This window comes from Terribium retamae (assembly GCF_022347545.1).
In the GTDB taxonomy this organism is placed as follows: Bacteria; Pseudomonadota; Alphaproteobacteria; order Rhizobiales; family Rhizobiaceae; genus Mesorhizobium; species Mesorhizobium retamae.
In genome coordinates this window covers 126,228-151,172 of sequence record NZ_JAKREW010000006.1, presented here as the reverse complement: position 1 = coordinate 151,172, position 24,945 = coordinate 126,228, and the positions used below count along the sequence as shown (strand labels likewise).

The 24,945-nt window shown below is 60.7% G+C and carries 29 protein-coding genes and 1 pseudogene; 21 read left to right on the top strand and 9 right to left on the bottom strand.

What is annotated here, in order from left to right:
* Positions 1–119: 119 nt before the first annotated feature.
* The 7 genes from L4923_RS09540 to L4923_RS09510 are packed head-to-tail and all read left to right on the top strand — an operon-like array spanning position 120 to position 6,462.
* Entirely contained in the window at positions 120–620 is a 501-nt protein-coding gene (locus L4923_RS09540) for a flavin reductase (protein ID WP_239364065.1), read from the top strand.
* A gap of 24 nt (positions 621–644) precedes the next feature.
* Positions 645–1,577: an AAA family ATPase gene (locus tag L4923_RS09535; protein WP_239364062.1), complete on the top strand. Its 933-nt coding sequence runs from the start codon at positions 645–647 to the stop codon at positions 1,575–1,577.
* Positions 1,578–1,583: 6 nt separating this feature from the next.
* Positions 1,584–2,813, top strand: a complete 1,230-nt coding sequence (locus L4923_RS09530) for a vWA domain-containing protein (RefSeq protein WP_239364060.1) — start codon at positions 1,584–1,586, stop codon at positions 2,811–2,813.
* A 21-nt stretch (positions 2,814–2,834) separates the two neighbouring features.
* Positions 2,835–3,170, top strand: a complete 336-nt coding sequence (locus L4923_RS09525) for an XdhC family protein (RefSeq protein ID WP_239364058.1) — start codon at positions 2,835–2,837, stop codon at positions 3,168–3,170.
* Between the two features lie 8 nt (positions 3,171–3,178).
* Positions 3,179–3,883, top strand: a complete 705-nt coding sequence (locus L4923_RS09520) for an XdhC family protein (protein WP_239364051.1) — start codon at positions 3,179–3,181, stop codon at positions 3,881–3,883.
* The gene (locus L4923_RS09515) at positions 3,880–5,508 is read left to right on the top strand and encodes an NTP transferase domain-containing protein (protein WP_239364050.1); all 1,629 of its coding nucleotides are present in this window, start codon (positions 3,880–3,882) and stop codon (positions 5,506–5,508) included. Before L4923_RS09520 ends, L4923_RS09515 begins: the two co-directional genes overlap by 4 nt.
* Before the next feature lie 33 nt (positions 5,509–5,541).
* Complete coding sequence (locus L4923_RS09510; protein ID WP_239364049.1) at positions 5,542–6,462, top strand: alpha/beta hydrolase family protein; 921 nt, start codon at positions 5,542–5,544, stop codon at positions 6,460–6,462.
* 11 nt (positions 6,463–6,473) lie between these two features.
* Here the strand turns inward: L4923_RS09510 and L4923_RS09505 are convergent, their stop codons facing one another.
* Entirely contained in the window at positions 6,474–7,514 is a 1,041-nt protein-coding gene (locus tag L4923_RS09505) for a DUF1176 domain-containing protein (RefSeq protein WP_239364046.1), read from the bottom strand.
* A 125-nt stretch (positions 7,515–7,639) separates the two neighbouring features.
* Between L4923_RS09505 and L4923_RS09500 the strand changes: the two genes are divergently transcribed.
* Positions 7,640–8,158 carry a DUF1993 domain-containing protein gene (locus tag L4923_RS09500; protein ID WP_239364043.1) on the top strand — a complete coding sequence of 173 codons (519 nt, stop codon included), beginning with the start codon at positions 7,640–7,642 and terminating at the stop codon, positions 8,156–8,158.
* 39 nt (positions 8,159–8,197) lie between these two features.
* Here the strand turns inward: L4923_RS09500 and L4923_RS09495 are convergent, their stop codons facing one another.
* Positions 8,198–8,362: a hypothetical protein gene (locus tag L4923_RS09495; RefSeq protein WP_239364042.1), complete on the bottom strand. Its 165-nt coding sequence runs from the start codon at positions 8,360–8,362 to the stop codon at positions 8,198–8,200.
* Between the two features lie 256 nt (positions 8,363–8,618).
* On the opposite strand from L4923_RS09495, the gene L4923_RS09490 reads away from it, so the two are divergent.
* The 3 genes from L4923_RS09490 (at position 8,619) to L4923_RS09480 (ending at position 11,613) form a co-directional block, all read left to right on the top strand.
* Entirely contained in the window at positions 8,619–9,113 is a 495-nt protein-coding gene (locus tag L4923_RS09490) for a hypothetical protein (RefSeq protein ID WP_425530926.1), read from the top strand.
* Between the two features lie 116 nt (positions 9,114–9,229).
* On the top strand, positions 9,230–10,291 hold the full coding sequence (locus L4923_RS09485; protein ID WP_239364039.1) for an aldo/keto reductase: 1,062 nt from the start codon (positions 9,230–9,232) through the stop codon (positions 10,289–10,291).
* A 53-nt stretch (positions 10,292–10,344) separates the two neighbouring features.
* Positions 10,345–11,613 carry a cysteine desulfurase-like protein gene (locus L4923_RS09480; protein WP_239364036.1) on the top strand — a complete coding sequence of 423 codons (1,269 nt, stop codon included), beginning with the start codon at positions 10,345–10,347 and terminating at the stop codon, positions 11,611–11,613.
* A gap of 85 nt (positions 11,614–11,698) precedes the next feature.
* Here L4923_RS09480 and L4923_RS09475 read toward each other — a convergent pair.
* Together L4923_RS09475 and L4923_RS09470 are read right to left on the bottom strand one after the other, a co-directional pair.
* A pseudogene (locus L4923_RS09475) lies at positions 11,699–11,974 on the bottom strand (histone deacetylase family protein); the annotation flags it as partial.
* Positions 11,975–12,001: 27 nt separating this feature from the next.
* Positions 12,002–12,406, bottom strand: coding sequence for a GNAT family N-acetyltransferase (locus L4923_RS09470; RefSeq protein ID WP_239364231.1), 405 nt, complete (start codon positions 12,404–12,406; stop codon positions 12,002–12,004).
* On the opposite strand from L4923_RS09470, the gene L4923_RS09465 reads away from it, so the two are divergent.
* The 5 genes from L4923_RS09465 (at position 12,353) to L4923_RS09445 (ending at position 14,568) form a co-directional block, all read left to right on the top strand.
* Positions 12,353–12,625 carry a hypothetical protein gene (locus L4923_RS09465; protein ID WP_239364237.1) on the top strand — a complete coding sequence of 91 codons (273 nt, stop codon included), beginning with the start codon at positions 12,353–12,355 and terminating at the stop codon, positions 12,623–12,625. The two genes, L4923_RS09470 and L4923_RS09465, sit on opposite strands and share 54 nt — an antisense overlap.
* Positions 12,626–12,831: 206 nt before the next feature.
* Positions 12,832–13,080, top strand: a complete 249-nt coding sequence (locus tag L4923_RS09460) for a ParB N-terminal domain-containing protein (RefSeq protein ID WP_239364032.1) — start codon at positions 12,832–12,834, stop codon at positions 13,078–13,080.
* A gap of 144 nt (positions 13,081–13,224) precedes the next feature.
* Positions 13,225–13,710 carry an SRPBCC family protein gene (locus L4923_RS09455; RefSeq protein WP_239364030.1) on the top strand — a complete coding sequence of 162 codons (486 nt, stop codon included), beginning with the start codon at positions 13,225–13,227 and terminating at the stop codon, positions 13,708–13,710.
* Between the two features lie 96 nt (positions 13,711–13,806).
* Positions 13,807–14,202, top strand: a complete 396-nt coding sequence (locus L4923_RS09450; RefSeq protein ID WP_239364028.1) for a GFA family protein — start codon at positions 13,807–13,809, stop codon at positions 14,200–14,202.
* A gap of 168 nt (positions 14,203–14,370) precedes the next feature.
* The gene (locus L4923_RS09445; protein ID WP_239364025.1) at positions 14,371–14,568 is read left to right on the top strand and encodes a hypothetical protein; all 198 of its coding nucleotides are present in this window, start codon (positions 14,371–14,373) and stop codon (positions 14,566–14,568) included.
* Positions 14,569–14,696: 128 nt separating this feature from the next.
* On the opposite strand, the gene L4923_RS09440 is transcribed toward L4923_RS09445, so the two are convergent.
* Positions 14,697–14,921, bottom strand: coding sequence for a heavy-metal-associated domain-containing protein (locus tag L4923_RS09440; protein ID WP_239364024.1), 225 nt, complete (start codon positions 14,919–14,921; stop codon positions 14,697–14,699).
* A gap of 261 nt (positions 14,922–15,182) precedes the next feature.
* Here L4923_RS09440 and cueR point away from each other — a divergent pair, with 261 nt between their 5' ends.
* Genes cueR through L4923_RS09425 form a run of 3 tightly spaced genes read left to right on the top strand, consistent with a single transcriptional unit; the run spans position 15,183 to position 17,666 of the window.
* Positions 15,183–15,629, top strand: coding sequence for a Cu(I)-responsive transcriptional regulator (gene cueR, locus L4923_RS09435; protein ID WP_239364023.1), 447 nt, complete (start codon positions 15,183–15,185; stop codon positions 15,627–15,629).
* Between the two features lie 37 nt (positions 15,630–15,666).
* On the top strand, positions 15,667–17,184 hold the full coding sequence (locus L4923_RS09430; RefSeq protein ID WP_239364022.1) for a multicopper oxidase family protein: 1,518 nt from the start codon (positions 15,667–15,669) through the stop codon (positions 17,182–17,184).
* Between the two features lie 32 nt (positions 17,185–17,216).
* A complete protein-coding gene (locus L4923_RS09425) occupies positions 17,217–17,666 on the top strand; it encodes a YqaA family protein (protein WP_239364021.1) in 450 nt (149 codons plus the stop codon).
* A 94-nt stretch (positions 17,667–17,760) separates the two neighbouring features.
* Here L4923_RS09425 and L4923_RS09420 read toward each other — a convergent pair whose 3' ends face one another.
* Complete coding sequence (locus L4923_RS09420) at positions 17,761–18,528, bottom strand: AraC family transcriptional regulator (RefSeq protein WP_239364020.1); 768 nt, start codon at positions 18,526–18,528, stop codon at positions 17,761–17,763.
* Positions 18,529–18,727: 199 nt separating this feature from the next.
* Between L4923_RS09420 and L4923_RS09415 the strand changes: the two genes are divergently transcribed.
* Positions 18,728–19,150 (top strand): VOC family protein, encoded by a 423-nt coding sequence (locus L4923_RS09415; RefSeq protein WP_239364019.1) that lies wholly within the window; start codon positions 18,728–18,730, stop codon positions 19,148–19,150.
* A gap of 40 nt (positions 19,151–19,190) precedes the next feature.
* On the opposite strand, the gene L4923_RS09410 is transcribed toward L4923_RS09415, so the two are convergent.
* From L4923_RS09410 to L4923_RS09400, 3 genes are all read right to left on the bottom strand, one after another.
* Positions 19,191–20,261 carry a siderophore-interacting protein gene (locus tag L4923_RS09410; RefSeq protein ID WP_239364018.1) on the bottom strand — a complete coding sequence of 357 codons (1,071 nt, stop codon included), beginning with the start codon at positions 20,259–20,261 and terminating at the stop codon, positions 19,191–19,193.
* A gap of 73 nt (positions 20,262–20,334) precedes the next feature.
* Positions 20,335–21,516 carry an ABC transporter substrate-binding protein gene (locus tag L4923_RS09405; RefSeq protein WP_239364015.1) on the bottom strand — a complete coding sequence of 394 codons (1,182 nt, stop codon included), beginning with the start codon at positions 21,514–21,516 and terminating at the stop codon, positions 20,335–20,337.
* Positions 21,510–23,642 carry a TonB-dependent siderophore receptor gene (locus L4923_RS09400; protein ID WP_239364012.1) on the bottom strand — a complete coding sequence of 711 codons (2,133 nt, stop codon included), beginning with the start codon at positions 23,640–23,642 and terminating at the stop codon, positions 21,510–21,512. Before L4923_RS09400 ends, L4923_RS09405 begins: the two co-directional genes overlap by 7 nt.
* Positions 23,643–23,985: 343 nt before the next feature.
* Here L4923_RS09400 and L4923_RS09395 point away from each other — a divergent pair, with 343 nt between their 5' ends.
* The gene (locus L4923_RS09395) at positions 23,986–24,930 is read left to right on the top strand and encodes a helix-turn-helix transcriptional regulator (RefSeq protein WP_239364009.1); all 945 of its coding nucleotides are present in this window, start codon (positions 23,986–23,988) and stop codon (positions 24,928–24,930) included.
* Positions 24,931–24,945 lie beyond the last annotated feature (15 nt).

Here is a 24,945-nt window from a genome sequence, read left to right as displayed (position 1 = left end):
AAGGCTGCTAGGTCTTGGTGCAACAAGGCAATTTCGACAAGCCGCATCAACCACTTCGCTTGTGGTGCGCAAGGTACAGCCATATATAGCGGTGGGGGTTTGATGTCTGGAAATCGCCTGTGTTGATGAAGAACAATGTCGAGCCGCAAGCCTATCGCGACGCGATGAGCCATTTTGCCGGCCACGTCCACGTGATTACCACCGATGGGGTCGCCGGCCGACGTGGCGCCACCGTCATAGCAGCCTGTTCGGTATCGGACACGCCGCCGATGGTGCTGGTGTGCCTCAACCGGGTCAATCCTAAGAACGAGGCATTCGTCCAGAACGGCAATTTCGCGCTGAATACCTTGTCTTCGCATCATCAGCCGTTGTCTGCCGGCTTCTCGGGCATAACCGGTCTTTCGCTTGAGGATCGCTTCGCTCTCGGGCAATGGGATACGATATCGACAGGTGCCCCGACGCTGTCAGACGCGCTCGCTGTTTTCGACTGCGAACTGTTCGATACCAAGGACTTGGCCACCCATCGTGTGCTTTTTGGCAAGGTGACAGGTCTGCGCATCGGCGATAATTTGAAGCCGCTTATCTATCATAACCGCGGCTACCGCATCCTGCAGGACTAGGAAGCGGGCACTCACGGAGCCAGGATGACCGAGCTGAAACCGCGCCCCGCGCCGGCGACGATCGACGAAACGCTCGATCTTCTGACCGGCGCGGACTACGTCGCCGACCGGTCGCTGGCGACGGTGCTGTTTCTGTCGCTGCGCATGAAGCGGCCGCTTTTCCTTGAAGGCGAAGCTGGCGTAGGCAAGACCGAGATCGCGAAGGTTTTGGCAGCGGCCCTTGGCAGGCGGCTGATCCGTCTGCAGTGTTATGAAGGGCTCGACGTTTCCTCCGCGGTCTATGAGTGGAATTACGCCGCCCAGATGATCGAAATCCGTATGGAGGAAGCTGCGGGCAAGGTCGAGCGCTCCACCATGGAACGCAACGTCTTCTCGGAAAAATATCTGATCCGCCGCCCGGTGCTCGATGCTTTGACCGGCAAGGAAGGGGCCGCTCCCGTCTTCCTCATCGATGAACTCGACCGCACGGACGAGGCTTTCGAGGCCTTCCTGCTTGAGATCCTGTCCGACTTTCAGGTGACCGTGCCTGAACTCGGTACCATCAAGGCTGAAGAGCCTCCGATCGTCATCATCACCACCAACCGCACCCGCGAGATCCACGACGCGCTGAAGCGCCGCTGCCTTTACCATTGGGTCGACTATCCAAATGCGGCACGCGAGCTGGAGATCGTCAGGCGCAAGGTGCCGGGTGCCAACAAGCGCCTGTCGGCTGAAGTCGTCGCCTTCATCCAGAAGCTGAGACAGATCGAATTGTTCAAAGCACCGGGCGTGGCGGAAACCATCGACTGGGCTGGTGCGTTGACGGAACTCGACAAGGTCGCGCTCGACCCGGAAACCGTATCGGACACGATCGGTGTGCTGCTGAAGTACCAGGACGACATCGCTCGCATCGAACAGGGCGAAGGACGGCGCATTCTCCAGGAGGTCCAGGCGGAACTCGCCTCGGCGGCGGAGTAGGATCAAATGAAAGGCAGCCAGCCGGAAGGCCGGATCGCTGACAACATCGTCTATTTCGCGCGAGCTCTGCGCAAGGCGGGCATGCGGGTCGGGCCTGCGTCGGTGAAGGACGCCATGGAGGCGGTGCTCACCGCCGGCATCGGCAGCCGCGACGACTTCTACTGGACCCTGCACGCGGTGCTGGTCACGCGCCATGAGGATCACGCCACATTCGACGAGGCATTCCGCCTGTTCTGGAAGTCGCGTGAACTCGTCGAAAAACTGCTCGCCATGTTTTCACCGGTGGCACTGGAGAATCGCGAACGTCAGAAGCCGCGCGCCGCTGAGAGCCGGGTAAGCGACGCGATGTTCGAAGGACATCAGAACGCGACGCCGCCGCGCGAGGTGCCGGACATCGAAATCGATGCGCGCTTCACGGTCTCCGGCAATGAAATGCTGCGCGGCAAGGATTTCGCGCAGATGAGCGCGGCAGAATTGGTCGATGCCCGCAGGGCGATCTCGGAATTGCGCCTGCCGTTCGACATGGTGGCGACGCGGCGCTTCAAGGCTGATTCATCCGGCCGACGAGTCGATCCACGCGCCATGATGCGGGCGTCGGCGCGCACCGGCGGGGCGCTGATCCTGCCGAAGTTCCGCTCGCCGCGTGAGATCCACCCTCCGCTGGTGGTGCTAGCCGATATTTCCGGCTCGATGAGCCAGTACACGCGCATCTTCCTGCATTTCCTGCATGCGTTGACGGAGAAACGACGGCGCGTGCATGCCTTCGTCTTCGGCACGCGGCTGACCAATTTGACACGCCAGATGCGGCATCGCGATCCGGATCAGGCTCTCGCCGATGCCTCTGCTGCTGTGAAGGACTGGTCGGGCGGCACCCGCATCGGCCAGACGCTTGCCGACTTCAATCGGCTGTGGTCGCGGCGTGTGCTGGGCCAGGGGGCGGTCGTGCTTCTGATCACCGATGGGCTGGAGCGCGATGATGTCGACGGGCTCGCCGGCGAAATGGAGCGCCTGCACAAATCCTGCCGTCGCCTGATCTGGCTGAACCCATTGCTGCGCTTCGATGGTTTTGAGGCACGTGCGCGCGGTGTGCGGGCGATGCTGCCGCATGTCGACGAATTCCGACCCGTACACAATCTGAACGCGCTTGCCGATCTTTGCGTATCGCTGGGCCGCAGCCAGCGGCGCGAGAACGACCCGCGCCGCTGGCTCGATGCCGTGACGGCAAGGGCAGCCTAGCCGATGTCTGGAGGAATGGCCATGAACAGTACCTATCTCGATGAGGTTCGCGACCCGTTGCTCATCGCGGAGGACTGGATGAAGAACGGCAAGGACGTCGCCATCGCCACGGTTGTCGAAACCTGGGGCTCGGCGCCGCGCCAGGCCGGCAGCCATCTGGTCATCGACGCGGAAGGCAATTTCCACGGCTCGGTCTCCGGTGGCTGTGTCGAAGGAGCCGTGGTCGCCGAAGCGCTGGATGTCATTGGGTCCGGCAAGGCCAAAATGCTCGAATTCGGCGTTGCCGACGAAACGGCATGGCAGGTAGGGCTTTCTTGCGGCGGGCGCATCAAGGTCTATCTCGAACGGCTGGGTTAGCACGTCACATGGATCCCTATGTTCTCAAGACATTGAACGCAGAGCGCCGCGCGCGCCGTGCCGCGGTGCTGGTAACCGATCTTGGCGACGGGCGCGATCGTGTCGTGCGCGAGGGCGATACGGTTGCCGGAGAATTGGGCGCCGCCATTGAACGGGCCTTTCGCACCGGACTTTCCGGTTCCGTGGAAGCGGAGGGACGTAGCTTTTTCCTCAATGCTCATTTGCCGCAGCCGCGCCTGGTGGTGATCGGCGCCGTTCACATCAGCCAGGCCCTTGCGCCGATGGCCAGGATTGCGGGCTATCCGGTCGAGATCATCGATCCGCGCAGCGCTTTCGCGACGCCCGACCGCTTTCCGGACGTACCGCTGCATGCCGAATGGCCACAAGATGTGCTGGCACGGCAACCGCTCGATGGCTACACCGCTCTCGCTGCCGTCACCCATGATCCCAAGATCGACGATTTCGCACTGAAGGCAGCGCTCGAAGCGCGTTGTTTCTATGTTGGTGCACTCGGCAGCCGCAAGACGCACGCCAAGCGTGTCGAGCGCCTGTTGGCCCTCGGTGCGGGCGTCGAGGATATCGCTCGCATCCATTCGCCGATCGGCGTTGATATCGGCGCGGCGAGTCCGGCCGAGATCGCAGTGGCGGTTCTGGCCGAAGTGATCGACGCCTTCCGCTCGCGTGGCCTTCAGCGCAAGGGCGAAGCAGCGTGAAATTCGGTTCTGTGCCGTTGGAGGAAGCCGAAGGCGCAATCCTGGCCCATTCGACCGTGGTCGGCGCAAAGCGCTTCCGCAAGGCGCGTGTCCTCTCTGCCGAAGACGTCGCTGCGATGCGGGACGCCGGCTTGAGAGACATCATCGTTGCGGTGCTGGCCGAAGACGATGTCGAGGAGAATGCTGCCGCAGAACGGCTGGCCGCAGGCCTTTCCTTCGCCGGCATTGAGGCTAGGCCGGCGGCCACCGGCCGCGTCAACCTTCATGCCACGGTTTCCGGCGTCTTCACGGTCGATCGGCAACTGATCGATGCCATCAACCTCGTCGACCCGGACATCACCATCGCCACCATGCCGCCCTTCGCGCCGATGGTGGAGGGACAGATGGTGGCAACGATCAAGATCATCCCTTTTGCGGTCTCGGAAAACGTGCTGGAGCGCGCACTTGAGCTGGGGCGGGGCCGGGAAGCCTTCCGCATGCATCCCTACAAGCCCTTCAGGGTGGGCGTGGTGCAAACCGTTCTGCCTTCGATCAAGAGCAGTGTGCTGGACAAGACCCTCCAGGTTACCCAGGAGCGCCTGGGGCGTACCGGAAGTTCGATCTCGGGTGAGATCCGCACGCCGCATTCCGCACCGGAAGTCGCCAGCGCCATCGAACAACTGGCCGCCAGCAGTGACATGGTGCTGGTGTTCGGCGCTTCAGCGATGAGCGATCCGGATGAAGATGTCATCCCGGCCGCCATCCGTGCCGCCGGCGGGATCGTTCACCGCTCCGGCATGCCGGTCGACCCCGGCAATCTTTTCGTGCTGGGCGAGCGGCAGGGCAAACCCGTGCTCGGCGCGCCGGGCTGTGCGCGCAGCCCAAAGCTGAACGGTTTCGACTGGGTGCTGGATCGATTGATGACCGGCATTCCGGTGACGAAAGAGGATATCGCCGGCATGGGAGTGGGGGGACTCCTGATGGAGATCCCGACCCGGCCGCAGCCCCGCGAACTTGTCTCCGGCAAAGGTGGGGCGAAAGAGGTAGCCCTGGAAGTGCCGGTCGTGCTGCTGGCGGCCGGTCGCTCCAGTCGCATGGGTGGTCCGAACAAGCTTCTCGCGCTTTTCGGCGGCACGCCGTTGGCGCGGCTGAGCGCAGAGCGGGCTCTTGCCTCAAAGGCAAACGGCGTCCTCGTGGTCATTGGTCATCAGGGCGAGCGCGTGAAAAATGCGCTCGCTGGTCTCCAGGTGACCTTTGTCGAGAATCCGCATTTCGCCGAAGGATTGTCGACGTCACTGAAGGTGGGTGTCTCCACGCTTGCTGATGATGCAGCGGGGGTCCTGGTGGTGCTTGGCGACATGCCTGGCGTATCGCCATCGGATCTCGACCGGCTGATCGATGCCTTTCGCGCGTCCGGGGGGCGTTCGGTGGTGCGTGCCTCACATAATGGCCGGCGGGGTAACCCCGTGATCCTGCCGCGTTCGCTGTTCTCTGCCGTCAGCCATCTCGAAGGCGACACCGGAGCGCGCCATATCGTTGAGGCGGAAGGGTTGGATATCATAGACGTTGAGATCGGTGCAGGCGCTTTCGTCGATGTCGATACCCGCGAGGCGTTGGCAAACGCTGGCGGTGTGCTGCAGGATTGACAAGAGGGCCTGCGGCAAAGCAACCCTCTGCATATGAACGCGATCGTTACCTCTTCCTTCACATCAAGCCTTGCGCGGTGCCTCCGCTTTCCGCTGGTGCTCCTGCTGTTATCTGCCTCGACAGTCGTTTTCGCCGAAGCGCAAGCGTTGAAGCCCTTCAAAGACGAGCTTTTTGCCTATCCGGGCATTCTTTCCGCTGAAAAGGGCGACGTCTATCGCGTGGTCGACTACCGCGAGATGCGCGATATCAACGAGCGCGATGCGGTGCCGGAGCGGCGGGTGCGTCCGCAATACACCTCGACCGCCGTGCGCAGTATGCAGCAGGATCTGGCGCTGAAGCTTGATGCCGGCACGTTGCGCCATGTCGCCGTCGGCAAGACGGAAGGAGCCGCCATCATCGTGCTTTACCTGCACGGGCAAGGCGGCAGCCGAAAGCAGGGCGTCGATGATTTCACCTTCGGCGGCAACTTCAATCGTCTCAAGAACCTGATGGCCAATAATAACGGCCTGTATCTGTCGCCGGATTTCACCGATTTCGGCGACAAAGGGGCGGGGCAGGTGGCGGCGTTGATCGGCTACTATGCCGAGCGTTCGCCCGGCGCGAAGATATTCGTCGCCTGTGGTTCGATGGGCGGAGCGCTGTGCTGGAAACTGGCGGGTCGCCCTGACACCGGCAACCGTATCGACGGGCTGGTGCTGCTCGGGTCGTTGTGGGACGAAAATTTCTTCACCAGTCCCGCCTTCAAGCGGCGCGTGCCGGTGTTTTTCGGTCAGGGCAGCAAGGATCCGGTCTTTCCGGTCGAAAACCAGGAGACCTTCTTCCGTTCGATCCTCGCCAAATCAAAGGCTTACCCGACCCGTTTCGTGCGCTTCGAGACGGGTACGCACGGCACACCGATCCGCATGACCGACTGGCGCGAGACACTGAATTGGATGCTGTCGCGGTCCAAATAGAGCGACGGAGATCAGGGCGCGGTGTTGTAGTCGATCACCGTTTCCGGGTTGACCTCGCCATCATAGCTCGCATCGACATCGTACTGCACCAGAGCGAATACCCCGTTGCGAAACAGGTACGTGCCGTCCGATGATGCATCACCGACGCCACGCCATTTGTCATGAGAGACAATCGTGTGATTGTTCTCGTCGTAGCTCGCATTGATAAGCCGATCGACGGTGCGGAACCCGACGATGCCGACATGCTCGACCTTGCCTTCGGTATTGCCGTTTTCATAACGGATATCGAGGTCCGGCACTGCGAACTGCAACTGGTTCACGCTCTGCTCGGCATCCGAAAAATAGAAGATCGAACTTTCGTTGTAGGCCGCCATCGAGCAAAAGAACTGAAAGAGCCGCGCCGTCTTCTCCGGCTGATCGTCCGCGGACTTGTAGCGGATGTCGTAGACGGTGGGATCGCCGATTTGGCGGCCAGCAGGACCCTCTGGATCGCATGCCTCGCCATAGCTTGCGAGAAAGGCTCTTTTTGCCTGATCGAGTTCCGCATCCTTCTTTGGAATTGGTGGGCTGTCGCCACAGCTTTCCGGCAAAGCCTCCCCGAATTCCTTATCGGAAAGCTTCAGCGCTCCTTTCTCGATGCGAATAGGGTTGAACGGCGGTGCTTGAACTTCGGCATTGACCTGCCGCAGCGTGTAGCAGCCGGCGAACACCTTGCCATTGCCGGCTTTGTCGACGGCACGGATCGCAACCGGAATGGTATAGTAAATACTGCCGGCCGCCCCCTCGCTGCCCGCATTCCCGGTCAGTACCTCAACCGTCTCAGTCCCCTCATATCCCTTGGTGAAGCTGTCGAAATCCTTGGCTGGCTTCGTGTCCCCAAAATAGTCCCAGGCACGCGCATACTCGTGGCGGCTGATGGCGTTATACAGCGAGCGGATGATAGCTGCGGCATCGGTCCGGTCGTCGAGGTAAGGCGGTTCGGCTGCTCGGACAGCTTGACCGAACACGGCAACGCCGATGATTGTGGTCGCGGCAAAAAAGGCGCTTTTCATCGGAGAATCTCCACTCGACCCGACCAGCATCGGTGCCGAATGAGGCAGGCGCGTGACGGCTCGGCGACACTTGAAGAACCGCCGGCGAAAGCGCTACGTCTCGATCGGCAGCAGGGAAAACGGTTATGGCGATATCCATGTATGACGCGTCGGTCGCGGTGTTTCAGGCCAGGCTGAAGGCATTGGCCGGCGTGTTGGAAGCTGCTGAGAAGAATGCGGCCGAACGCAAGATCGATCCGGAAGTCTTTCTTTCTGCACGTCTGGCGCCGGATATGTTCCCGCTGACCCGGCAAGTGCAGATCGCGACCGATCACGCCAAGGGTGCAAGCTCGAGGCTTGCGGGGCGTGATGCGCCGCGATTCGAGGACGACGAGCAGACTTTCGATGATTTGCACGCTCGTATCGGCCGTACGACGGATTATCTGGCGACGTTCACCGCGCAAGACATTGCTGGATCCGAGGAAAAGACGATTGAGCTTCGGCTGGGTGGCCGGCAACTTTCAATGCCCGGCTTGCAGTATCTGCTGCACTTCGCCATGCCCAACTTCTATTTCCATGTCACCACCGCCTATGACATCCTGCGCCACAATGGCGTGCCGCTGGGCAAGGTCACCTTCATCAGCGGTGGGCAACAACGAGCCTGAGATTAAGCACCTCTCGGCAAATCCCGATTGCGGCGCCGGTCAGCGAAGCGCGGGAGTTCGGGCGATACGGGGAAAATCCGCCGGCTTGATGCCAGACTCAGCGCGGTCGGCACGGTTCATCGCATAGATGAGTGCTAGCGAGGCACGATAACCCACCTGTTCTTGCGGGCGTGGACGGGCGAACATCTCGGTGAAGAACCCCATGGTTCTCGGCTCCGGTTGGTCCTCCCACTTCAAATATAGGTGATTCAGGATCGTTGTTGCAGTGCAGCATAGTCACATTGGCCGGGTTTATGCTGCGCTGCACAATATGTCGCAGCCCTCAACGGGCATCCGAAAGCGTCTTCGACGACGTTCTCAGGGCGGATCATCGCTAAAAATCCTGTCGCCGATGGCATGCATTCTTAACGAGCCGGATGTATCGTTCGCGCACGTTGGCGCGCATTGCTGGGAGGCTGACATCGCTACCGGAGCCAAGCGGGATTTCGCTTCCTTGCTCGACGATCTCTTTGTCGCTTCAGGAGAAGCGGACGAGGCTGGAGCAAAACCGACCATTCCCTTCGACTATCTTTCCGTTGTCGACGAGCTGCATTCCGGTCGCATCAAGGTGTCCGGCGAGGCGGCGGCAGCCGAATATCGTGAAAGCGGTGCTGACCTGGCAGCCGAATTCTCGGCTTTGCTTGACCAGGCGCGAGTCGTGCTGGCGGACGAGCATCCCAAACCGGAAGAAGCGCTGCCGCCGATCGATCCCGACGCGATTGCTTCGGAACTCGGCCTCGGCCATATAGCGAAAGCGGCTGACCTTGCGCGCCTGCGCCGTGATTTCGCGTTCGCCAATCATCCGGACCGGGTTGCGCCGCATCTGAGGCAGCGCGCCATGATCCGCATGCAGGTGGCCAACATGCTTATCGACGAGGCCAAGAAAAGGGCCTTGGCCGCCACCCGCCGCCGTTAGACCAGTCCACCCCAGCTTGTGTGGCCGGGCCGGCTTGGCCTTCGAGCCGGCCACGCCTATGCTTGGTTCCATCCCGCTTTGCAGCGCATCCAGACCAAATCCGCTCCGGAGAAAAAATGCAGAAACGCCGTCTCGGTCGGACAGATCTTCTCGTCTCCAAGATCTGTCTGGGTTCCATGACCTGGGGCCAGCAGAACACATCAGCCGAAGGGCATGCGCAGATGGATCTGGCGTTCGAGCGAGGCGTCAATTTCATCGATACGGCTGAACTTTATCCGATTCCGCCTAAGGCGGAGACGCAAGGGCATACCGAAACGATCATCGGCAGCTGGATCAAGGCACGTGGCAACCGCGACAGGGTTGTTCTGGCCACCAAGGTGGTTGGCCGCACCGCCAACGAATGGTTCCGTGGGGGGCGGCCCTCCAGGCTGGTGCGCGTCGACATTTTCGATGCCATCGACAAGTCGCTGGCTAGGCTCGGCACCGATTATGTCGACCTGTACCAAATACACTGGCCGGATCGCGATGTGCCATGGGGCGCCAATCCCACGCGCATCGGCGGTACGCAGCTGCGTGCGGATTCGCCTGGCGGCGAGGAAACGCCGATCGGCGAGACGCTGGCCGTCTTCGACGAGCTTGTGAAGGCCGGTAAGATCCGCCATCTCGGTCTGTCGAATGAGGGTTCCTGGGGCATAATGCGTTTCCTGGCCGAAAGCGACAAAGGCGTGGGGCCGCGTGCCGTTTCACTGCAGAATGCCTACAACCTCGTCAACCGGACTTTCGAGGTGAACCTCGCCGAGGTCTGCGCCCGCGAAGACATTTCCCTGCTTGCCTATTCGCCGCTGGCGCAAGGCTATCTGACCGGCAAATACGACCATGGCGCTCGCCCGGCGGGTTCTCGTTCGCAGCTCTTCAATCGAGGTCAGCGTTACGAGACGGCAAATGCCGCCGAAGTGCTGCTCGAATACAACGAACTGGCACGGTCCTTCGGTGTGGAGCCGGCACTCTTTGCCGGCGCCTATGTGGTGAGCCGGCCTTTCGTCACGTCGAGCATTGTCGGTGCCACCAGCGTCGCTCAACTCGAAACTGCACTTGCCGCTGCCGACGTCATCTGGACCGAAGAGATGCAAAAAGCTGTCGACGCCGTGCATCAGCGTGTCGGCAATCCCTGTCCCTAGTTCCGCGCTGGCCTATGCAGCATGAAGGGGTGGACAGACTGAGGGAGGACAGGATGGACTTTCCGATCGAGACCGTACGCGCAGCATTCCCGGCGCTTTCGCTGACCGATAATGGGCGTCGGCGCATCTATCTCGACAATCCGGCTGGTACGCAGGTGCCGAAATCGGTTGCCGAGGCGGTGTCGCGGTGTCTTCTCAGCACCAATGCCAATCTCGGCGGTTTCTTCGAGACGACAGTGGCCGCCCAGAAGGTCGTGGACGATGCTCACGCCGCCATGGCGGATTTCCTCGGCGCGGAAACGGCCGAGGAGATCATTATCGGCGCCAACATGACGACGCTGACCTATCACCTCTCGCGCACCCTCGGCCGCGGTTTTGCGCCGGGCGACGAAATCATCCTCACCCGCATGGATCATGAGGGCAACGTTTCGCCCTGGCTGCAACTGGCCGAGGATCGCGGCCTTGTCGTGCGCTGGTTGCCTTTCGATCAGGAAAGCTGGCAGGTCGAGCCGGCTGCCTTGGCGGCACTCCTGAGCGATCGAACGAAGCTGGTGGCGTTGAACTATGCTTCCAACCTCACCGGTTCGATCAATCGGGTGAAGGAGCTCACCCATATGGCCCGGACTGCCGGTGCGCTGGTCTATGTCGATGCCGTGCAGTTCGCGCCGCATGGGCTCGTCGACGTCACCGAAATAGGCTGCGACTTCCTGGTCTGCTCGGCTTACAAGTTCTTCGGCCCGCATATGGGCATCCTCTGGGGTCGGCGCGCGGTCATCGACGCCTTGCAGCCCTACAAATGCCGGTGTTCTTCCAACGAACTGCCGGAACGGTTCGAACTCGGCACGCCGCAAATCGAGTTGATGGCTGGGCTGACCGCGGCGATCGGCCATTTCGAGCAATTGGGCCAAGCAGCCGGTTCGAAAGGTTCGCGGCGCGAGAAGATAGCAGCAGCCTTCAGTTCCTCCATCGCTTACGAGAATGTGCTGGCGTTACAACTGATCGAGGGGCTTTCCGCCATTGAGGGACTGACCATCCATGGCATTACGGGTCCGGCGCGGGTGCATGAACGGGTGCCGACCGTCTCGTTTACAGTCGAAGGCATCGAGCCGGAGAGCATCGTAAAGCCTGTGAACGGCGAAGGGATTTTCCTGTGGTCAGGCCACAACTACGCCTGGGAGATCGTTCACCAACTTGGCATTCCGGCCGACCAGGGTGTCGTGCGCATCGGCATCGCACACTACAACACCGCTTCGGAGATCGCTGAAACGCTGGAAAGCGTGACCCGCACCATCGCCATGCTGCGGCAGCAGCGCCGAGTGTAACCGGCACTATACCGATGATTATTGCCGAAACCGGTGAGGAAGCTGGTCAGGTTGGCATTGAGTGCATCGCACAGACGGCAGGCCACAGCGCGTAGGCTGCGGGTTTGCCTGAAAGCCCGGCTTCAGCAGCCTCGACGGTACTCCAGGCGCTCCAGAACGCGCTGCTCCAGATGTCTACGGAAATCGGGCAAGCCGTGTCGGCCATGTGATAACCGGCCTGGCTGCAGAGGCGGGGGTAGGAGCCGGTGCGCGCAAGTGGATTGATGTTCGGCATCACCTCCGCTGAGGTGCCTTCGAAGCGCTTCCAGCGCTCGAAGATATGTTCGAGCAAGTCGAGATAGTCCGGCGTGAGTAAGACCGCGTTTCAGTTCATCGGCGTAAAAGGCCTTCACGTCCCGTTCCGCAATTCCTTGCCAGTGGCAAAGGCGAAGAACGCATCGCCGATGATCCTGTGGACATGATCGTCGGCCTGATGGGTGATGCCGATGCGTTCATAGAAGCGTTGTGCGCCGACATTGCCGCTGTCGACAGCGAGTTCCAGATAGGCTCCGCCTTCGTCATTGACCTGTTGTGCCAGATGCCGCAGCAGCTTTTCGCCAACCTTCTTCCCACGGAACCTTTCCGTCACAAAAAGATCCTGAACGAAGGCGCCGGGGCGACCTCTCCAACTAGAGTAGATCGGAAAATACAAGCACATGCCGGCGAATTCTGAATCGATTTCCGCGATCAGGACGTGGAAATGTCGCCTGTCACCGAACCCATCACGCCGGATGTCGTCGGGCGTCGACCGCATTTTGTGCAGTTCGCCAACCGTCTTGGCGATACCCAGAAGGCCCGCGTGAATGTTATCGGTGTCTTCGGCGCGAGCAGGGCGGATGTTAACAGGCGCGTCTTCTATGCCGGTCATCTGAACGCCACCCGGTTCCCGCCCTTGAGCGTCTGCGTAAAACAGGCGATCGGGGTAAGCCCAGATTTCGCCGCGCGCGCCATCCATGTCGGCTTCTCGCAATAGTGACTGCGCACTGCAGTGTGGCGCTGCTGCGCGGTCAAGCCGAAGTCCGAGAATGTCGCTGGCAATCGGTTCATGGCAGGCTCTTGAGTATCCAGTCATTTCGGCCATTGCTCCATCGGCCGTCAAATGGAAAGCATCGGGCCAGCTTGGTCCAGGCTCATAAACCGACTATCTAGGACGCGCGGATGTTTTTCCTGGGAGCGGCCATGCTGAGAGTTCAAAAGGTCAAGGTCGATGACATCTACGTGCCAACGGCGCGACGTAAGACCTTGCATCCAGAGACGGTTCGCCATCTTGCCGAAGACATTTTGGAAAACGGCATGAAGATGCCGATCCAGGTTCGCCATGACGGCAAGCGCCACGTCCTGGTCGAAGGGCTGCATCGGCTGGAGGCTGCCAAATGGCTGGGTGAGGAAACCATTGACGCTTATCTGGTGCAGGCGAGAAAGCATTGACGCTCTGCCTCTGCCCGCAAACGCCTGAAATGAGTTCGGTTTTCACATCTCCCACAAAAAAATTTCGAGGAAGATGTCGGATCGCTGCCAGGCAATCCGTCCTCGGTGCGAAGACCGAAATCAACCCATCCAGGAGAGTACACAGTGACCACCAAACTCGACATCGCCCCCTCTTCGGAGAACGAACTGGTGCTGGCGCGTATCATCGAAGCACCACGCGAAGCCGTATACCGCTGCTGGACCGACCCGACGCTGATGACGCAGTGGTTTGCGCCGAAACCTTGGACGACGCCGCGCGCCGAAGTAGACCTGCGCGCCGGCGGGGCATCTCTGGTGGTCATGGCTGGACCGGACGGCAGTGAATTTCCCAATGCCGGCCAATATCTCGAAGTGGTTCCCGGCCGGAAGCTGGTTTTCACCGACGCTTATGTCGGTGACTGGCAGCCTTCCGAAAAGCCCTTCATGACCGTCGTGCTGACTTTCGAAGACGAGGGCGCCGGCAAGACCCGTTACATTGCGCGCGTTCGCCATTGGACTGCTGCCGACCGTGAGCAGCATGAGCAGATGGGTTTCCACGAAGGCTGGGGCATCTGTGCCGATCAACTCGAGGAACTGGCCAAGACACTTTGATCGACGACGTGAATAAGCCGCATCACGGCTTTTCATTTGACGGCACGGAGCGGCAAGCTACCGTGCCGTTTCTTTTTTGAGGATGCCGGAACGACGATGAAATACCAAGGTGGATGCCTGTGCGGCGCGGTGCGCTATTGCGCTGACGGCGAGCCGATCAATCAGCGGATCTGCCATTGTCGCCTTTGCCAGAGGGCGATCGGCGCGGCGTTCAACGCACGGCTCTTGTTTCGTATCGATGCAGTGACTGTCGACGGGCCGTTGGCCTTGGCCAGTTCGTCTGCCGAAATCAAACGGGGCTTCTGTCCGCATTGCGGCACGACGTTGTTCTCTCGGCGCGAGAAAGCCGGCGTCATGGGGGTGACTTCGGGTTCGCTGGATGATCCGTCAGCCTTCGCGCCCCAGATGCATATTTTCACCGGTTCAAAGCAGCCTTGGCTCGTCCTCGACGACAACTTGCCGCAATTCGAGGATGCACCGCCACCCGTATGAACGGCCGCTGCCATCAGCCTGCGAGCTCTTCGACGAAATGTGATGCACGTCGCAGACGCTGCCGCAATTTTTTCTTTAAATTCCTCGAAATAGCCGACGAACCATCATTGGGTTGCCATGTTTGGCGCCCTATTTATGCATCGCGGGTGGCCTTCGAAGAGGCAAGACATGGGCGAGCACAAAGAGACACTGGAAGAGCTTTTGGGCGACCAGATCGTGCAACTCGTGATGGAGCGCGACGGTTGGCGAGCGGAGCACGTGCGCCTGCTTCTCGAAAGGGCCAGAATGCGTTCCGGCATCGAGACGACGATCCCGCCGGCACATATCATTGCCAAGGCCTGCTTGCCGCAATGGATGGGTGGCTAAGCGAGATTTGCCGGCTAGCCATTTGAGTATGGCAATCACGACGCTTGTCAAAGTTTATCGGCCCCGACAACGAGCGGGGCCGTTTTCATGATGGCGTTTCTGCTCTCGCGGAAGTGTTCGGGGCGGCCTTAGTGGCAGCTGCCGCAGCAGGTGACGGCCAGCTTCTCATTGGCATAGCCTGCCTGCTGGATCGCAGCCGAAACCGCTTCCTCATCGCTGGCGCCGTCGATCGAAACGGTGGACGCGCCAAGGTCGATCGTGACTTTGGCCTTTGGATCGACGCCCTTCACCGCCTTTTCGACTGTGCTGGCGCAGTGGCCGCAGGTCATCTCGGGGACTTTCAGATTCAGCATCGCAAACACTCCTTTCGTGGGCTGATGAACCGGTTGTGGGGCTTGCCATGCTGGGAAGGTCAAGCGCCCGGCGCGACATGCTCACGATGCAGGACTTGCGTGCCGATGAAATTCTGAAAACGAACGCTTGACCTTCCAGTCACTGGAAGCTCTATCTGCTTCAGCAACAACCGGAAAGGGAGTTGCAAAGCTCATGATTCTGTTAGCCTTGTTCATCCACCCACAAGCCGTCGCTTGTCCTGGCGAGACGGAGGTGGGTCGATGAACATCGGACAAGCAGCCAGCGCGTCAGGCGTGTCGGCCAAGATGATCCGCTACTACGAACAGGTTGGATTGATCGCCAGCCCGGCGCGGACCGAAGCTGGCTACAGGGACTATTCGCCAGACGAGGTGCACATGTTGCGCTTCATCCGGCGCGCGCGCGATCTCGGCTTCTCCGTCGAGCAGATGACAAATCTGCTTGCGCTGTGGAGCGATCGTTCGCGCGCCAGCAGCGACGTCAAGCGGTTCGCGATGGCGCATGTCGTTGAGTTGGAACGCAAGATGCGCGAGCTGCGCGCCATGGCGGATACGCTGCGGCATCTGGCCAAGACCTGCCATGGGGACGAACGGCCGAACTGCCCCATCATCGAAGAGCTTTCGAGTGGCCACGAAGCAGTTCCGCCGAAACCCAAACGTGCCTCCTCGAGACGCTACGGCGCGCACTGAGTCTAGACAGCAGAGAACATCGCAAAGGAGTTTTCCCATGCACCGCCGCACCTTTCTGACGGCTGGTATCGCTACCCTCGCGACTGCCGGTCACGCCTTGGCGCAGATGAAGATGGACGACATGAACGCAATGCCGGGCATGGATCATTCTGCCCACGGCATGCCGGCTAAGCCGGCCAAGCCTGCGGTGTCGCTGACGTTGAAGGAAGGCGAGGCATTGCGTGAATTGCCTCGGCTGGCCAGTCAAGCCTCCGACGCAGGGCTGTTCCAAGCAAAGCTGACTGCTGCGCCGACGACGGTCCGATTTGCCGAGGGCGTTGAGACACAGGTCCTTGCCTATAACGGCATGGCGCCCGGCCCGCTGATCGAGGCATTTGAAGGCGATCGTATCGAGATCGACTTCACCAACGATATTCCCGGCGAGGACAGCACCATCCACTGGCACGGAATGCCGGTGCCTGCCGACCAGGATGGCAACCCCATGGATCCCGTCGCCTCTGGCGCAACCCGCGGCTATGCATTCGATCTGCCAGCTGGCAGTGCTGCTTCCTACTGGTTTCACCCGCATCCGCACGGCAAGACAGCCGAACAGGTCTATCGCGGGCTGGCCGGCATCTTCCTGGTCAAGCCGAAAGCCGATCCGGTTCCAGCGGCCTATGGCGATACGGTGCTTGTCTTCACGGACCTGCGCCTCGGTGCCGATGGAGCCATTTCCGAAAATTCGATGGTCGACCTGATGAATGGACGTGTCGGTGACCACGTCCTGGTCAATGGCCAGAAGAATCCGGTGCTCGACGTGCCTCTCCGCGCCAAACGCCGCTTCCGCCTCTACAACGCAACCAACGCACGCTTTCTGAAGCTCTCTTTCGGTGCGGCTGCCATGACCGTCATCGGCACGGACGGGGGGCTGCTGGAGGCTCCGTTCGCGGTTGACGACGTATTGCTGGCGCCGGCGGAACGGCTCGAACTGGTGGTGTCGTTTGAAAGGCCCGGGACCGTGCAACTGCAAACGCTAGCCTATGAGCGCGGCTGGATGGGGCCCGGCAAGCCAAACGACGCCGGGCTTGCGCTGCTGACGGTCAACGTCTCGGATACGCCGGGCGAGCCAATGCCGCCGCTGCCCGAAAAGCTGGGAACCCTGGCGGCCCTTGGCACTCCTGTGGTCAACCGCCGCTTCGTCTTCACCGAGAAGATGGGCATGAGCGCCGGCGGTATGGAAATGGGTTTCTTCATCAACGACGTGGCCTTCGACATGAACCGCGTCGACGTCACCGTCAAGGCTGGCGACGTCGAACTCTGGGAAGTGATCAACAGGGCTGACATGGATCATCCTTTCCATGTCCACGGCACGCAGTTCCAGGTGGTCGAGCATGAACGCGACGGCAAGGTGACGCCGCCTGCCTATCGGGCATGGAAGGACACCATCAACGTCGCACGAGGCGAAACCGTGCGACTGTTGTTGAAGCAGGATTTGCCGGGGCAGCGCATGTACCATTGCCATATTCTCGAACACGAGCAGCTTGGCATGATGGGCATTGTCGACGTAACGGTCTGACGGGCGTCAAGGCGAAATGGTTCGCGGGCAATATGATTTTAATGGAAGTGCTCGCACCCTATGGAGCGTTGTTCGCAAGCGCGTTTCTCGCTGCAACGCTGCTGCCGGCGTCGTCCGAGTTGGTCCTGCTCGGACTGCTCGCCGCCGGCCGTGGCGATCCAACACTTCTTGTCGTCGTCGCCACCATCGGCAACACGGCGGGATCTGTAGTGAATTGGGCGATCGGCCGCGGCGCCGAAGTGCTGCATGGTCGTCGCTGGTTCCCCGTATCTCGCGAACGGTATGAAAAGGCCGGAAGCCTGTTCAGGCGCTACGGCCTCTGGACATTGCCTTTCGCTTGGCTGCCGATCATGGGTGATGCTCTGACTGTCGCGGCGGGGGCGGCTCGCGTCAGCCTATGGCTTTTCGTGGTGTTGGTCGGGTCTGGAAAGGCTGCCCGCTATGCCGCTATCGTTGCGGGACAGGCATGGGCAACCGGCTAGAGCATTTTGTAGCCAAGTGGAATCACTTGACGTTACAAGAATGCGACGAAAAAACTTAGAGCTTTTACGCGTTTTCGTGAAAAGCGGAAACGCTTCAGGGGCGGGCGAAGACGCGCTCGAGCTGCGCCGGCGTGTTGCCGGTGAGGCGGCGGCTTTCCCGCACAAGATGCGCCTGATCCGCATAGCCAGCTTCCACCGCGAGCAAGGCTGTCGAGGCTTTCGAGTTTCGCGACAGCCGCCGGAAGCGTTGATAGCGCAGGATCCGGTCGAGCGTTTTTGGACCGTAGCCGAAACTCTCATCGAAGCGCCGTCTGAGTGTGCGCTCGCTCATTGCCAGTGCTCGCCCCAGCCACGGAATGAGGGGTGCATCCGGAGGAGGGCCGGCCTCAGTCAGGCGGAATGCGGCTTGCATGGTGTGGTCCGCTGCATCGCGACGACTATGACCTGCAATGCTTTTCTCAACCGACGCGATGAGTGAGGCGAGATCAGGCTGATTTCGGATATCGGCACCCAGCAGCCGTCCTGTTCGACCCAACACGGTCTCAAGCGCCAGCCGCTGTCCAAGCAACTCGACGGCAGGAACGCCAAGCCAAGCGGCGGCGGCTGCGGGCTGGAAGCGGAAACCGATGACTGCTGTGCCGGCTGGGATCGTCTCGGTTTGCGGCGCCCGGTCGGGACCGGCAACCCGGAAATGTCCGTCGATCCATTGTAAATCGATTGTGCCATCCGGCGCGATCACCACCGGCGGAGCCTCGCCCTGCGGCAAATGGTGTACCCAGACAGCGGAGAACCAGTCGCGCAGGAAATGCGCGGCTGGACGTTCATGATAATGGCCGGCTGCCTGTGCTGGCACCGCCTGCATGATAATCTCCCTGGCCGTCCAACTTGGCCGGTCTCTTCTGCAACAGGTACGCGCGGCAGGCTCGAGGTTCAACCTACGGATTGTTCCGAACGGTGAGATTGGCCGAAATGTTCAAGCAACACCGGCCGCTTGGGAGCAGATAGGAGGAGAGCCGATTCAGCATCGGCCAACAACTGCAAAGTTTGGAAAGGCCAGAACCATGAAACAAAGGATCAGCGTCATCACCCTCGGCGTCGACGATCTCGAAGCGTCGCTTAAGTTCTACCGTGACGGTTTGGGGATGCAGACAGAAGGCATTATCGGTACTGAATTCGAGCATGGTGCGGTTGTCTTCTTCGACCTGCAGGGCGGGCTGAAATTCGCGCTTTTTGCGCGCGACGACATTGCCCACGATGCAGGGATCGCGAAAACCGGGCGCAGTCCCACAGAGCTCACGCTTGGCCATAATGTAGCGACGGAAGCCGAGGTCGATGCCGTGATGGAAAAAGCCATCGCTGCCGGCGCTCGACTGGTGAAGCCGGCGCAGAAAACGTTCTGGGGCGGCTATGCCGGCTATTTCCAGGACCCGGACGATCATCTTTGGGAAGTCGTCTACAATCCGGCGTTCATCCCCGAGGAATGACTCATCGGGATGTTCGCCCACGAGACCTGGCGAACGCGTGTTATTCCGAGCTGTTGCCGCGATTCCAATAGGATACCACCAGGTGCTCATCCTTCTTGAGCCGCAATTCGGTGCGGCAATAGCTGCGGATCTGCCGGAACGTGGCGAATTCGCAGCCAGCCCAGATGTAGACGGATGATTCGTCATCCGGAGGCGCGCTGCTTCGCACAGCATCGACAAGCAACGATGTCGTTCCGGCAGCGGCACCGTTGCGATAAAGCCAAGTCACCTCGATGCCGGCCCGGAAGTCAAGATGCTGGACTTCGCATTCGTCAGCAACCTCGATGAAGGCCTTGCCTCGCGCCTGTGCAGGAAGACGTTCCAGCATGCGGGCGATGGCGGGCAGGGCAGTTTCGTCTCCGGCAAAGAGGTACCAGTCGGCATCGACAAGGCCGCCGCCGCCGGGGCCGATGACGCCGATCTCGGCGCCTATTCGTGCAGCCTCGGCGAGTGCGGACCCGGGACCGGCGTCCGCGTGGAGCACGAAGTCGATGTCCAGCCTGTTGGCGGCGACATCGAGCGAACGCACAGTGTATTTCCGCAAGCTTGGACGTCTCGACGGATCTTCCCACTGGGCAAGTCCGTTGCTGCCGACTGTCGGCCATTGCGGTGCCGCGAGATCGGGATGCTGGCACAGGACGTTGAGATGCAGCGCGTTCATTCCCGCGAAACGCGCGACATTGTCGCCGTGAAATGAGATCCGGCGCATGTGCGGCGTGATGTCTTGTACGTCGGTTATGCGCAGGATTTGGAAATTCGGCGGACGCGCCAAATCGCCGCCGTCGCCGCTCCAGACGATGGTGGGAGTGGCGGGCTCGGCGAATTCGAGGATGTGCGAGGCGACGGCAACACGTACGAAATAGAGGTTCTCCAGGCTGTTGGCCTCGACATCCACCAATGTGCCATCGTCCATCAGGCTGAACCGCACACGAGCCCCGGAGAATTCGAGAATGCGGACGCCGTCTTCCATTCGCGCGATGCCCCCATGCTCGAGCATATGTTCGCACACCGGTGCGACGATTGCCTCGGGATCGGAAAGCACCACGCGGGTCTGGGCGGAAAATGTCATCATGATCAAAGCCTTGCACTCAAGCTTGGGTTCTGTCACGCGCTCGAACTGCTATACTGCGGGCGTCCAGACGAAGTCATTGCGCGGTTGCTGCGGCAGCTTCCTTCAACCCGATCCAGAACGTGCCTTGCAGCGGCACGGCCATGAAGCGTTCGTTGATCTCGGCCAAGGTGTGGTCCGGATCGAGGTCATCGAAGAGCTCCGGATGCAGCCATTTGGCGAAGCACTCGAAAACAAGGAAGTTGAGGGCGGAGATGGAAAGCTGGTGTGACACGGCATAAGCGCGTCCGTTGCGCACCGCAGTCAACTCGCCGCGGAAATCCCGGCCGATCGCCATCTGCAGCGAAGCGCGGGCCGCTTGCGTATTCACGTCGCCGCCAACCACCAAGCCACCTTGCGCGGCAAGGTGCGGGCCCCCGGTCGCGATATAGACCTTAGGGTCGATGCCGAGAACAAACTCAGCGCTGAGTTGCCCGTCATAGCCGGGAATATCGGCGCCGATGCTGCGGCCACCGGCCATTTCGATGGCTTCGGTCATACGGTTGCTGGCACCGGGCGACGAGCAGCAGACCGTGCCGGCATGGGCGTCGATCAAGACGCTAGGCCGTTCCTTTGCACCCTTGAGCCGTTCTTCGATCAGACGATATCTATCCTTGACGTAGCCGGCGAACTCGCTTGCCTTTGCTTCCTGGCCGATCGCCTTGCCGAGCAATGTCATCGAGACGGCGGTCACCTCGGCAGGACTGAGGGTGCTGTTCTTCGGGCTGTCCAGGAAGATCGTGGGGACACCCGCGGATTTGAGGATCTCGACGATGTCGTTCCAGCCCGGGTCCCAGATGCTGACGACGAAGAGATCTGGCCGGGCGCTCAATATAGCTTCTGCGGAACTTTTCGTGGGCAGCACGCCGCCCACTTCCGGGATGTTTGCCGCCTGCGGAAACTTCCGGCGGAAAGCGGCATAGACACCGCTGTCGAGACGTCTGGGAGCAGCCCAGCCCGCGATCTTCGCCGCGGGATCAGGGTCGATCAGTGCCAGGGAAAGCAGCAGCAGGCTTTCGTTCGTCACGATCCGCGTTGCTGGTTTCGCAAGCCGAACCTCACGGCCGACGGCATCGGTCACAAGGATCTCCGCGCGCGCCGGTCCCGCCATGAGGCCACACAGAAAAAGGCCGAGCAGCAGAGCCGACGAACGCAGAGAGCCGCGACCTGTCAAGGCGGAACGGAGCCTGCCGACCGGGCCGACCGAAACGGTCACCATGTGTAGTTGATGCCTGCGGTGATGGTCCGTCCGGCGCCGTAGTTACAGCTGCCGCCGGTCAGATTCAGACAGTGCGAGACATATTTCTTGTCGAGCAGGTTGCTGACGTTGACCTGCAGTTTGGTCCCCTCGAATGTCTTGTCGACGGCGCCGAAATCGTATTCCGCGCCGATATCGACGAGGGTACGCGCCGGAATACGCAGTTGCGCCAGATAGGTGCTGTCAGTCTGGTAGGACGACATGGCGCGCACGCCGGCGCTGAGCGCAAGGCCCGGCACGTAGCTCGGCCGGTAGATCGCCCACAAGCTGGCTTGGTGTTCGGGCAGCCTGAGCATCTCACGGCCCAGCTCTACAGCTCTGTTCGAACGCAGCACTTCCGAATGCGAGTAGGCATAGGCGCCAAGCACGTCGAGTTCAGGCGTAAGTTCCATCTTGGCTTCGAGTTCGACGCCCCGAACACGCTGCTTGCCGGACTGCACGGAAAAACGCGTGTCGGTCGGGTCAGGGGTCAGCGCATTTTCGAGCGTGAGGTCGAATACGGACACGCCGACCATGCCGCGTGCTCCGACCGGTTCGTATTTGACACCGACTTCGAATTGCTGAGCGGTCTGGGCGCGGAAAGGATTGTTCGACTTGTCGGTTCCTAAGGTCGGCAGGAACGATGTCGTATAGCTCGCATAAGGTGCCAGGCCGTTGTCGAAGAGGTAGGTGACGCCCGCACGCCAAGTGAGGCGGCTATCATCCGTCTCAACAGGCTGCGACCCGGACAGCATGCGGTTCGTGCTTTCGATGCTGGAGCGATCGTATCGCAATCCGAATGTGCCGACCCAGCGGTCGTAGCGGATCTGATCCTGAGCGTAGAAACCGATCTGGTCCTGTTTCTGCAAGCCCGAGCGCTGTATCGGCGCAGTCGGAACCGGCAGCCCATAGATGGGGTTGAGGAAATCAAGCGGTGGGACGCGAACGCCGGCACCGGTATTGCCGAAGTTGGTGTCCGTGACGCTGTGCACGTAATCAAGACCGAAAAGAACGGTGTGGTTGAGCGCGCCGGTATCGAACACCGCTTCGGCCTGGGTGTCGACCGCAAAGGTGGACAGCTTGTCGTCCGAGACACCGCTCACCCTGTTCAACTGGCTGGACGGCGCTCCTGTATAAGCGAAGGCCGGGTTGACGAGGGCCAGGAACATGTCCTGCTCGGCACGGGCATAGCGAAGGTTCTGACGCACGGTCCAGGTTTCGCTGAAGCGATGCGAAAACTCGTAGCCGGCGGCGAAGAAGTCGCGGTTGAACTGGTTCGCGTTGGGATCAGCCAGAAAGACATCACGCGGGATCTGCCCTGCCGGATTGGGCAGCAACGTGCCGATTGCCGGATAGAAACGCGGGCTGAAGATATCGCGGTCGCGTTGGTAGTAACCGTAAAGGGTGAGCGAGGTGTCGGTGGACGGATTCCAGGTCAGACTCGGAGCCAGCATGATCTTGCGATCGCGTTCCATATCGATCTGGGTATGCATGTTCTTGGCCAGGCCGGTGAAGCGATACAGCCATTCGCCATCCGGCGTTAGTGGTCCCGTCACATCGATGGCGCCTTCGACGCCACCAAAGGCGCTGGTTTTGATCGAAGCTTCGCGATGCGCCGTTTCCTGGGGACGCTTGCTCACCAGATTGACAAGACCGCCTGGCACGGTGCGTCCGTAGAGAACGGATGCAGGCCCTTTGATCACTTCCACCCGCTCGAGAGCGAAAGGATGAATTGTCGGCGTTGCGTAACCCGTGGGGTCGCCCGGCAGGATAAGACTATCCAACCAACTTGTGCCGAACGTATTGTAGCCACGAATGTAAAGCCAGTCGTAGCGCACATCCATGCCGTTCGGGTCGGGCAGCACGCCGGGCGTATAGCGCAATGCATCCGCGACGCTGTCAACGCCCTGAGCCTTCATCTGGTCGCGCGTGACGACGCTGACGGCTTGCGGCGTTTCCTTGAGCGGGGTGCTGGTCTTCGACGCGCTGGTGCTCTGCTTGGCGACGATGCCTTTGTCGGGCCCGCGGGCACTTTCACCTTCCAGGGTGATCTTTTCGAGCTGGGTGGGTGCCGAAGCTTCCTGGGCGCTTGCCGGCAGCGGGAGCACCGACATGATCCCGAAAGTCAGGACGGAACCGCGCAGCAGCCAACTGCGACAGCCGGATGTAATCCGTCCCCCAGGGTATGCCGTGACGCCAATTCGAACCATTCCAAGCCCCAAATAAATTTGACTACATTTGTCAAGTTAACGTAGTGGATAGGGCAGCAAAGCATATGTGACAACGCCGGTACCTTTGCCGGACGCTCAGACATCTTTGCGCGGGAATGATTCTTCAGCCTTGTAATATCGGCGAGCGGTATGCGAGCGGAAAGCGATGTCGACAGTGGCGCGAACCGATAAGGAAATTGATTCCCCGGAGTTCGGGAAGCGGGTCCGTGTTCGCGATTTCATGGCCAGGGACGGCGTCGTTCTCGACTGCCCCGATGATCGTCTTGCCGATGAGGACACGCTGATCGAGGGTAGGCTGCTGCATCAGGAATTGCGAAGCGGCCTCTTTCTCCATGGCGGTGATGTCGTGGAGGAACGCATGTTCACCGTGACCTCCCATCTCAAGGAGGGCTTGTCTTGCATCATCTTCCTCGATGGCCAGGTGGATCTCGACATCGGCGACCGCCATTTCGAGTTCAAGGGAGACCCGAGAAGCGCCATGCGGGGCAGCGCCATCATGAGTGTCAACGCGGAAAGTTTCAGGCGAGCCTCGCGCGGCCGCCAGCACGTTCGCCATCTCGTAGTCTCAGCCACCCCGGAATGGTTCGATCAGGATGGGCTTGAAGAGATGCAGGATGCACGACTGGCGGGGCGCTTTCTGAAGGATCATCTCGCCCATCATGCCTGGACACTGACACCACGCGTCATCGATCTTGTCCAGCAGGTCATGACACCTTCGGGACTCTCACCGGCATTGCACAAGCTGTATCTGGAGGGCCGTGCGATCGAGATAATTCTTGAGACGCTCGCCGCCGTGACAAAGTCTGGGCGCAGACCGTCGTCGGGCGGCGGCATCGCCCGCCAGGACATCATGCGGCTGCGGCGAGCCAAGGAGCTTATCGACAACCGTCCGGGCAACTCCCTGAGTGTGGAGATGATCGCCCGTGCCGCCGGCATCAGTGCCAGCGGCCTGCAGCGACTGTTCCGTCAGGTCGAAGGCACCAGCGTGTTCGAATACATTCGCGAGCGAAGCCTGGAGCGTGCCTTCCTTGCCCTGCAAACTGGGGAGGTGACTGTGCAAGGCGCTAGCGATATCGCCGGCTATACAAGCCCCGCAAATTTCGCAACCGCGTTCAGACGCCGCTTCGGCGTGACGCCAAGAGAGATCGTGCCGTCGCGTCAATAGTTGTTGCCGTCGTGG